Annotated in this window: 8 protein-coding genes and 4 pseudogenes; 5 read left to right on the forward strand and 7 right to left on the reverse strand. The window is 66.8% G+C overall.

Annotation, left to right across the window (positions count from 1 at the left end; all coding sequences use genetic code 11):
• Positions 1 to 159 precede the first annotated feature (159 nt).
• The gene (locus ACFWWR_RS47705) at positions 160 to 597 is read left to right on the forward strand and encodes a hypothetical protein (protein ID WP_384310620.1); all 438 of its coding nucleotides are present in this window, start codon (positions 160 to 162) and stop codon (positions 595 to 597) included.
• Positions 598 to 609: 12 nt separating this feature from the next.
• Here ACFWWR_RS47705 and ACFWWR_RS47710 read toward each other — a convergent pair.
• Positions 610 to 798: pseudogene (locus ACFWWR_RS47710) on the reverse strand (STAS domain-containing protein); the annotation flags it as partial.
• On the opposite strand from ACFWWR_RS47710, the gene ACFWWR_RS47715 reads away from it, so the two are divergent.
• Genes ACFWWR_RS47715 through ACFWWR_RS47725 form a run of 3 tightly spaced genes read left to right on the forward strand, consistent with a single transcriptional unit; the run spans position 779 to position 2,752 of the window.
• Positions 779 to 1,021, forward strand: a complete 243-nt coding sequence (locus ACFWWR_RS47715) for a hypothetical protein (RefSeq protein WP_384310621.1) — start codon at positions 779 to 781, stop codon at positions 1,019 to 1,021. The pseudogene ACFWWR_RS47710 and the gene ACFWWR_RS47715 sit on opposite strands and share 20 nt — an antisense overlap.
• Positions 966 to 1,952, forward strand: coding sequence for a hypothetical protein (locus ACFWWR_RS47720; RefSeq protein WP_384310622.1), 987 nt, complete (start codon positions 966 to 968; stop codon positions 1,950 to 1,952). Before ACFWWR_RS47715 ends, ACFWWR_RS47720 begins: the two co-directional genes overlap by 56 nt.
• Positions 1,949 to 2,752, forward strand: coding sequence for an ATP-binding protein (locus ACFWWR_RS47725; protein WP_384310624.1), 804 nt, complete (start codon positions 1,949 to 1,951; stop codon positions 2,750 to 2,752). Before ACFWWR_RS47720 ends, ACFWWR_RS47725 begins: the two co-directional genes overlap by 4 nt.
• Positions 2,753 to 2,773: 21 nt before the next feature.
• Here the strand turns inward: ACFWWR_RS47725 and istB are convergent.
• Positions 2,774 to 3,551, reverse strand: a pseudogene (gene istB / locus ACFWWR_RS47730) (IS21-like element helper ATPase IstB).
• Positions 3,548 to 4,966: an IS21 family transposase gene (gene istA, locus ACFWWR_RS47735; protein WP_384310626.1), complete on the reverse strand. Its 1,419-nt coding sequence runs from the start codon at positions 4,964 to 4,966 to the stop codon at positions 3,548 to 3,550. The pseudogene istB and the gene istA overlap by 4 nt, the downstream one beginning before the upstream one ends.
• Before the next feature lie 121 nt (positions 4,967 to 5,087).
• Between istA and ACFWWR_RS47740 the strand changes: the two are divergent.
• Positions 5,088 to 5,613 (forward strand): annotated as a pseudogene (locus ACFWWR_RS47740) (ATP-binding protein); the annotation flags it as partial.
• 57 nt (positions 5,614 to 5,670) lie between these two features.
• On the opposite strand, the gene ACFWWR_RS47745 reads toward ACFWWR_RS47740, so the two are convergent.
• From ACFWWR_RS47745 to ACFWWR_RS47760, 4 genes and pseudogenes are all read right to left on the reverse strand, one after another.
• Positions 5,671 to 6,318: a class I SAM-dependent methyltransferase gene (locus ACFWWR_RS47745; RefSeq protein ID WP_384310627.1), complete on the reverse strand. Its 648-nt coding sequence runs from the start codon at positions 6,316 to 6,318 to the stop codon at positions 5,671 to 5,673.
• A gap of 173 nt (positions 6,319 to 6,491) precedes the next feature.
• Positions 6,492 to 6,632 (reverse strand): luciferase family protein, encoded by a 141-nt coding sequence (locus ACFWWR_RS47750; RefSeq protein ID WP_384310629.1) that lies wholly within the window; start codon positions 6,630 to 6,632, stop codon positions 6,492 to 6,494.
• Positions 6,633 to 6,730: 98 nt separating this feature from the next.
• Positions 6,731 to 8,266, reverse strand: coding sequence for a CHAD domain-containing protein (locus ACFWWR_RS47755; RefSeq protein WP_384310628.1), 1,536 nt, complete (start codon positions 8,264 to 8,266; stop codon positions 6,731 to 6,733).
• A gap of 176 nt (positions 8,267 to 8,442) precedes the next feature.
• A pseudogene (locus tag ACFWWR_RS47760) lies at positions 8,443 to 8,565 on the reverse strand (IS6 family transposase); the annotation flags it as partial.

Genomic DNA, 8,565 nt, shown 5'->3' on the forward strand with positions numbered 1-8,565 from the left:
GGCGGTCCGGCAAGACCGCCCCTGACATGCCACCAGCCCACTACACTCCCGACGATGCCTCTGACCAGGCCAGATAGCGAAACGCTGCTGGAGTATTAGTACTCCAGCCGTAGATTCTGATCATGGATGTGAAGGGCGCTACGTCGGTAGCCTGCGCGTGTGGCTGAGACCTGGGACGAAGCGCAGTTGATCACGGACGGCTTCGAGCGTGTGATCGTCGAGTTGGAGTGGTACGACGGGCCGCGTGTCGGCCTTGCTGACATCGACGGGAAGCCCCATTACTTCGACGGCTATGGCCAATACCTGGGCGACGAGGCTGACGAGTACCGTGTCTGGCCTGCGAGCCCGGCCGCGGTGGAGTTGGAACGCGAGCAGTGGGCAATCTACGTCAGGTGGAACGAGTGCCAGGGGGCTGGGGCTGCCTATCTGGGCCAGGGCGGGATCAACGCGCGCTACGACGAACTGGACGCACTGCTGGCGCAGTACCGTCAGGCGCCGGACGATGCACGTCGGCTTGTGGGCGAACTGCGGTACACCGGTGCTGGCCATCAGGTGGAAGGGACAGGCTTTTGGTTCCGGTGGTGTCCGAGCAGGTGAGGCCGCCGTTGGTCAGGCGTTCAGGGCCTGCTCGACGGTCGGATGGCAGGGGATCAAGGCGTCGAGACCGACCAGCGCCAGAACACGCAGGACGGGCCCCTGCGCACCAGCGATGCGCAGCCGCCCCGCTCCATTGACCTGCTGGTAGGCGGCGACGAAGACGTTGATGCCGCTGGAGTCCATGAAGGTCACGCCGCTGAGGGATCTGTTCGCTTTCCGGCTGGCCTATTCGGGCAAGGCCGTTCACCGCATCTCACGTTCGTGCGGTCAGCAAGCGTTCTTCGAAGGCCACGTGCACGCGCTGAACACGCTGGGCGGGGTGCCGGCCGGTCAGGTCCGTTACGACAACCTCACCCCGGCGGTGAAAGGTGGTCTTCCGCAGCCGCTCGCGGGAGGAGAACCCGCGCTGGACCAACTTCCATGAGTACTACGGATTCACTCCGTTCTACTGCGAGCCGGGTCTGCGCGGGGCCCACGAGAAGGGCGGGGTCGAGGGCCAGGTCGGCTATTTCCGCCGCAACTACCTCACCCCGGTGCCGCAGGTGAACAGCCTGGATGAACTCAACGGCCGGTTAGCCGAGTTCGAGGCCAAGGAGGACGAGCGGCGGATCGGGGCGAGGATGCGGACGATCGCCCGCGAGGCCGGCCATCTGCTGCCGCTGCCGGACGAGCCGTTCGCCACCAGCATCACGCTCATGCCCCGCGTCGACCGCTACGGCATGGTCACCGTGAAGATGTGCCGGTATTCGGTCCCCGTCCGCTTCATCGACCGCAAGGTCACCGTCACACTCACCTGCGACGACCTGACTGTCTATGACGGCCGACGGGAGATCGCCCGCCATCGGCGGCTGACCGGTCGCGGTTCCGAGCACCTCGTGCTGGACCACTACTTGGAGGCCCTGCTGACCAAGCCGGGGGCGCTGGAACGCTCCGAGGCCCTCCATCAGGCCCGCGCCGAGGGCACCTTCACGGCCGTCCACGAAGCGTTCTGGGCCGCGGCCAAGAAGGCCCTCGGAGACATCGAAGGAACGAAAGCCCTGGTCAAAGTGCTGTTGCTGCACCGCCACCAGCAGCACGCCGACGTGGTGGCAGGCATCCGCGGGGCCCTTGCGGCGGGCACCTTCAGCGAGGACGTCATCGCGCTGGAGGCCCGCAAGGCAGCACAGGCGGCCGGACGGGCGCCGACCGTCACCGTCGGCACCCCCGCCCCGGAGCCGTTGGATGTGGACCCGGCCCCGGTCACGCCCCTGACTCCGCGTCGTCTCGCCCGTGCTTTGCCCGCCGATCAGCGTCCCCTGCCCCGCTTGGAGCAGTGGGACGAGCTGTTGCAGCTTCGCCGGAAGGACTCATCATGACCACCGCCCATCACGCGCTGACCGCACAGGCATCCGACGCGGCGATCGACACCGCATGCCGCCTGCTGCGGCTGCCCACCATGCGCGCCCAGGCCGCCGACACGATCGCCCGGGCCGAACGCGAAGGGCTCTCCTACGCGGGCTTTCTCGCCGAGCTGCTGATGGCCGAGTGTGAGGACCGGGACCGTCGCCGGGCCGAACGGCGCATCCGGGCGGCTCACTTCCCCCGTGAGAAGTCACTGCGGGAGTTCGACTACCGGGTCAATTGTCGGCGTACTTCGTTGAGTGCTCCACGGAGTACGGAGATACGTGCACCACGCTCGGCGAGTTGGAGGGCAGTGCGGAAGGACGTCAGATATCTCGTTGCCATCGGCCTCGAGGGCGCCGACCATGTGCATCCAGGAAGAAGGGGTGTCATGGGGCTGTGTCTGTTCCCCGGTGACGGGGACGTCGATGGACCGGATGCTTGTTTCTCGTATGGGGGCTTCGCTCAGTTCCGCCGCCGTCTGGCCCACGCGGAAGGCTTCGATCTCGGTGAGATGATCGGCTTCGGAGGAGACCGGCCATGGACAAAGGTCTCAACCGCGCTCGAACCGTTTCTCAACCATCCGGACGACCACAGGGAGGACCTGTCTCTCCAGGACTGCGCCGTCGTTCTCCCCCGGCTGGAGGCAATTCTGGGGCAGTGGACATCGGAGCCTCGCGATCCAGACATGGAGAGACACATCGAGGACATCCAGCAGCTTTCAGTCGTGCTGCGTGTCTGCATTGAGAAGAACGTTGATCTTTGCTTCGGATGACGGATCCCAAGCCGTGATGGCTCAGGCCGCGTTGTCCCGGTCTCGCTCGATGGCGGCGAGCCGGTTCTTGAGCCGGTAGCTGGGGCCGTTGATGGCGATCACATCGCAGTGGTGCAGGAGGCGGTCGAGGATGGCCGTGGCCAGGACCTCGTCGCCGAACACTTGCCCCCATTCGCTGAAGGTCTTGTTCGAGGTCAGGATAATCGAGCCCTTTTCGTAGCGCTTTGAGATCACCTGGAAGACCAGGTTGGCCTCCGCGCGTTCGAGGGGCTGGTAGCCCACCTCGTCGACCACGAGAACCGCCGGCCGGCCGTAGATAGCTGCCGAGTTTGCTGGTCAGGCGCCCGGATGCCTCTGCGGTCCTGAGGTTGCGGACCATGTCGTCGAGGCTGGTGAAGTAGATCGAGTATCCGGCCCTGCAGGCCGCGACCGCCAACGCGACGGCGATGTGTGTCTTGCCCACTCCCGGCGGCCCGAGGAGAGCCGCGTTGGCCTTGGCCTCGACGAAGGAGAGAGTCGCCAGGTCTTTGACCTTGCGCGGGTCGAGCTCGGGCTGGAACGAGAAGTCGTAGTCGTCCAGCGTTTTGTGATGCGGGAGCTTCGAGATCCGCAGGCCGGTGCGGAAGCGGCGGTCTTCACGGACCGCGAGCTCTTCGGAGAGGACCAGGTCGATGAAGTCGAGGTAGCCCATCTTGGCCTCGTCAGCCCGCTGAGCGTACTGAGTCAGAGCCTCGGCCAAGTGGGGCAGCCCCAGCTTGCCGGCCGTGTTGCGGATGCGGGTGGAGACCAGCTCACTCAAGACGTTTCCCTCGTAATCGGCTTGGTGGTGAAGGGGCGGGTGCCGGTCAGTTCGTCATAGACCGACAAAGGCCGGCGGCCGACCTCGACCTGGGTGACCGCGGTCCGGTTCAGCAGGGCCGCCAGCGGCCCTGATTCGGGGCCTGGGTTCTGCCGGCGGGGCAGGGGAAGGCTTCCATCGCCGGCTGTGACGCGGCGTCCGGACCCCGTGGGCAGGCCGTCCCAGTGCTTCTGATCCACGACCCGGGCGCCCCGGCCGAGGGCCCGTGCATGGGTGGCCAGCAGGGTCTCGCCGCTGTGACCGGGGACGGTGGAATGCAGCGTGATCTGGGACTTCGTTGCCCTGACCTCGACCAGCTGGCGCGGCCGGACGCTGCGGGCCGGCACCGAGTAGAGGTTCGCGTCGAAGGCGACGAGGCAGTCCTTGCCGACGTGGCGAAGGTGCCGCTGTGTGACCACATATGGCGTTTGCGGCAGCGGCCGCAGGGCCACGTGATCGCGGATCGCCCGCAGACCGATGACCTCGCCGTGGGTGCCGTGGACCTTCGCCCGCCGCAGCGGGACCCAGGCGGTGAACGCGGCGTTCATTTCTTCGATGGAAGAGAAGGCGCGTCCGGCCAGAACGTGATCGCGGACGATCAACACCTGCCGCTCGACTCGGCCTTTCCCCGTGGGCCGGTAGGCGGCCAGCACGTCGGGGTCGAAGTCGTAATGCCCGGCGAACGCGACAGCCTCGGGATGCAGAGGCACCGCCTCACCCGGTGCGACGTGCCGGCGGACCACCGTTTTCGTCCGGTCGTAGACGATCGACATCGGCACCCCGCCGAAGTGCGCGAATGCCTGGCGGTGGCAGTCGAAGAAGGTGGCGAGGTCCTGGCTTGTGGTGAAGAAGCAGAACGGATCACGCGAGTAGGACAGCGTCATGTGGAACGAGTAGACCTTCGGGATGCCGACATGGGCGAGGATCTTGCCCTCGTCACCCCAGTCGACCTGGGCCTGAGCTCCAGGCACCACCTCGAACCTGCGGTGCAGCCCCGCCAGCTCGCCCGGGCTGATGCCCAGTTCCTCCGCGATGCGGGGCCGGGCCTCCTGCAAGTAGATCTTGACGCGCTGGTAGTTGATGGTGCATCCGTACTCCGCCACGAGCCGTTCGTGGATCACCGCTCCTTTGAGCAGGATCTCGGCCCGCAGCATCGCGTCGATCAACGGCGCGACCTCGTCTACCACCCGCTGAGCCGGCCGGCCGTTGGGAGCCCGCCGCGGTGGCGCGACTGGCGTCTCGCCCGACAAGTACTTGCCGACCGTACGACGGTTCAGCCCGGTCTCCTTTGCGATCTCCCGCAAGCTCATCGCACCGGACTCGTAAAGACCGCGAAACCGCCTCAGCTCCAACCAGCGGTGCGGATCCAAGACCACCCTCGCCGCCCTCCGCCGACCCCTGAACAGGACGACAGCAGACTCCCGCGACACCTACCTCACCGCATCAAGAACGGTGCACTTTCATCCGTACGCGGTGGTGCACGTTCACTTGTACGCCGACATCAATCCCCACGTCGATCCGGCGGTCATCCACAACCTCGCCACCTGCGAGTGGATCGCCAAGGGTTACCCATTGTGTCTGATCGGGGACTCGGGCACCGGCAAGTCACACCTGCTGACGGGCTGGGCACCGCAGCCGCCATGGCCGGCTACCGAGTCCGCTACACCACTGCCGCATCCTTGGTGAACGAGCTGGTCGAGGCAGCAGACGACAAGCAGCTGGGCAAGACCATCGCCCGCTACGGACGCGTCGACCTTCTCGAAATTGATGAACTCGGCTATCTCGAACTGGACCGCCGCGGCGCGGAAATGCTCTTCCAGGTTCTCACCGAACGTGAGGAGAAAAGCAGCATTGCGATCGCCTCCAACGAGGCTTTCACGGGCTGGAGCAGGACCTTCACCGATCCACGGCTTGCGCGGCGATCGTGGACCGCCTCACCTTCAACGCCACCCTCATCGAGACCGGCACCGAGTCCTACCGCCTGGCCCGCACCAAAGCCAAGCAGAACGGCACGGGAAAGTAGACCACCGCAACGTGGAGCCCCGAGTGGTCCTGGCGCAAGCCAAGCTCCGGGACCACTTCAGGACGCGGCGGGCGCGGGCGGCGGTTGTGCGACGCCGACGATGAAGTTTCCCCGGAGCCGGACATCTGCCGACCAGTCCAGCGCAGCGAGTTCGCCGGTGAGTGTTCCCGGGTCATGGAAGATTTTCTCGATGCGGTACTCGCGGCCGTCGTCGAGCCGCCGCAGCTTCGCGGCCACCTCTTCCCGCGCGGCCTCGGCGGGGCCTTCGTCAATAAAGACCGCTTTGCCGTCGGGGGCGAGTGCGGCAGCAACGGTGTCCCAGAAGGCCCTCAGCCGGGACAACGGGACGTGGGAGAGGAAGAAGGCGAAGAACACAGCATCGAAGCGGCGCGGCGGCTGCCACCTGAACACATCGGCCTGGGCGAACCGGACGTTGGGGAACCCGGCCCGCTCCTGGGCGATCCCCAGCACCTCGGGCGAGGCATCGACAGCGGTCAGTGAGCGCGCCCGCGCGGCCAACACCCGAGTCCACTGACCCGTTCCGCAGGCCAACTCCAGTACATCTCCGGTGATCGGAAGGCCGTCGACCGCAGCCAGCAACTCCCGCAGGTCCTCACGCTCGGAATAGACCCGGTCGTACTCGGACGCGCGGGCCCGGTAGTAGGCAATCTGCTCCGCCACAAGGGCTTCGTCATCGATTGTCATGACCTCGACCCTAGCCGTTCTCTCCGGCCTTCGGCCCGCTCTTCAGCCGAAGCTGTTCACGAGTGGTCCCAGAACAAGCCAATCCCCGGGGCCACTTGAAGACGTTGAGACGACACGGGATCTTCACTAAATGGGGCCGCTGGAAGGCGTCCTGCCGGGTCCGCTGAACAACGTCACAGCCACGTCAGGTGAAGTTCAGCGTCGCTTTCCCCATGGAAATGCACAATCTCGGCCTCGGCCGTAGACAGGGCCGGCACGGCACCGCAGGCGGGTGCCGTGCCGTGAAGATCGGGCCAGGAGGCCAGCCGTTCCATCGCTAGCTGCGTACCGTTCACACACGAATCCTGGCGCGGGGGAGTCACGCACCGCTACCCCCCGGCTCCAGCTCACGGTCGGATCGCGCCGAGTCCCTCTACCGGCTGAGCCGCTTGCGCAGCTTGGGGGTGGAGGCCCGCTCCCACACCGTCGGCAGTTCCTGCTCCCTGGTCTGCGCGGCGGCCTGCTCCCCGCCGTAGAGCACACCCCAGGTGAAGCCGGCCTCGCCCGTCGTCTGGGCCGCCACGGCCAGGTCGCGGATGGTGCGCCGGGCCACCACACTGTCCTGGTGGTCGCCGAGGACCTTCTGGCCCGCCTTGACACGTTTGCCCAAGCGCTTGGCCGGTTTACCGAGAGTCGGCCGGGCGACCTCAGCCGCGTAACGCACCTTCTTGGCGGCCTTGCGGGCCTCGTGAAGGGCCACGTCGCGCTCGGGCCCCGGCGGCAGGTCCAGGGCGGGGGCCATGCGCTGGGCCAGGCGGTCGAACTCCTTGAGGACCGCCTTGGCCATCACTTTGTCCGCCGCCTTGCCGGCCTTGGCACCCAGCGGTGGCTGCTGCCCGAGCGCAGCGAGGGAATCGAGCAGGGCCAGGTAGCGGCGCGAGCCCAGGGCGTCGAGACTGCGCTGGTGGGACTCGGAGCCGCGAGCGACGTTCCATGCCTGTAGCCGTGCCGAGACGGGGCCGAGGACGAGTTCTCCGGGTAGAGCTTCGACGCCCCGGGTGAGACGCTCCATCAGCACTTCCTGATCACGTTCTGCGCCCAGCTCGCCGGCCAGCCACTTCAGATCCCCTCGGATGGAGTCTGTGACCTCGCGGTCCAGAACGGACCGGTACGAGCGCAAACAGCTGCGCAGGCGACGACAGGCGACCCGCATCTGGTGAACCGAGTCGGGCCGGTCGCGTCGCACGGCCGGATCGAGGGCGGTGAGGACGCGGATCTGCTCCCGTACGTAAGCGAGAACCTGCTCGCCGGCCGAGCCCGCAGCGAGGTCGGCGGCCTCGTCACGCCCGCCGCCCGGGACGGGCGCCATCTCGTCAAGGGCCCGCGCCAGCTTCGACGACGACTGCGCACGTGCGATGCCGTTCTTGCGCAGCCTCTTCTCCACGGCGTCCAGGAGAGCGGGATCGGCGTCCTCGGCAAGCTCTACTTCCATCTCGCGCCACGCCGCACTCCTGCCCTCTGCTCGCAGGGACTCCGCGCGCACCGCGTCGATGCTCAGCTCGGCGAGCACGGCACCTTCGGCGTCGACGAGATCGCGCACCTCACGGGTCGAGCGGATGCGTACCACTGGGGTCAGTTCGGCTCCTCGGGTGCGGGACAAGGCCAGGTCGCGCAGGGCGTCCGGGACGGCGTCAGTCAGGGCCGCCTGGACCTCTTCCCGGCTGTCGCCCGGCAACGGCAGTTTGAGGTGCCACCCGGGGTCGGAGCCGCCGGTCCTTCGTCGCAGTACGGCCGAAGAACCAGACAGCCGAAGATCATCGGTGTCGTAGTAGACCGCTTCGAGCTCCTCGAGGTTCCGGCCGACAACCGAGGTGACGCCCTCCACTCCATCCAACGGGGGCAGCCAGGAGGTATCGGAGGACGACGGGACCTCGTACTTTCGCTCTGTCTCTTGCATCGACTGGACCATGCTCTACCGGTAGGCACGATTGACCGAACGAAACACCATCGTGGACATAATCGCGATTGTGGAGGCAGTAAAATGCGGCCCGCGGGGTGACGGAATGCCCGGAGTGGCGTTGTCACGTTGTTGGCTGTGACTGCCTGACGGCGCGTCGGGGCAGGGTGCTGGGAGCCGGCCTGTGCTCAGGCTGCGGTGGCAAGGCCGGCGGCTCCGGTGATCTGCTCCCAGATGGCGAAGCGGACGGTCATCTCGGCTCGGTAGTCGTGGGCGGGCATCAGATGGCGGCGGGGCCGGAAGTGGGGCGA

Source organism: Streptomyces sp. NPDC058678 (assembly GCF_042714835.1).
GTDB lineage: Bacteria > Actinomycetota > Actinomycetes > Streptomycetales > Streptomycetaceae > Streptomyces.

Bases quoted from the DNA above. Each gene is read 5' to 3' on its own strand.
- ACFWWR_RS47715 (WP_384310621.1), top strand. From the start codon at position 779: ATGAAGGTCACGCCGCTGAGGGATCTGTTCGCTTTCCGGCTGGCCTAT.
- ACFWWR_RS47725 (WP_384310624.1), top strand. From the start codon at position 1,949: ATGACCACCGCCCATCACGCGCTGACCGCACAGGCATCCGACGCGGCG.
- ACFWWR_RS47745 (WP_384310627.1), bottom strand. From the start codon at position 6,318: ATGACAATCGATGACGAAGCCCTTGTGGCGGAGCAGATTGCCTACTAC.
- ACFWWR_RS47750 (WP_384310629.1), bottom strand. From the start codon at position 6,632: ATGGAACGGCTGGCCTCCTGGCCCGATCTTCACGGCACGGCACCCGCC.
- ACFWWR_RS47755 (WP_384310628.1), bottom strand. From the start codon at position 8,266: ATGGTCCAGTCGATGCAAGAGACAGAGCGAAAGTACGAGGTCCCGTCG.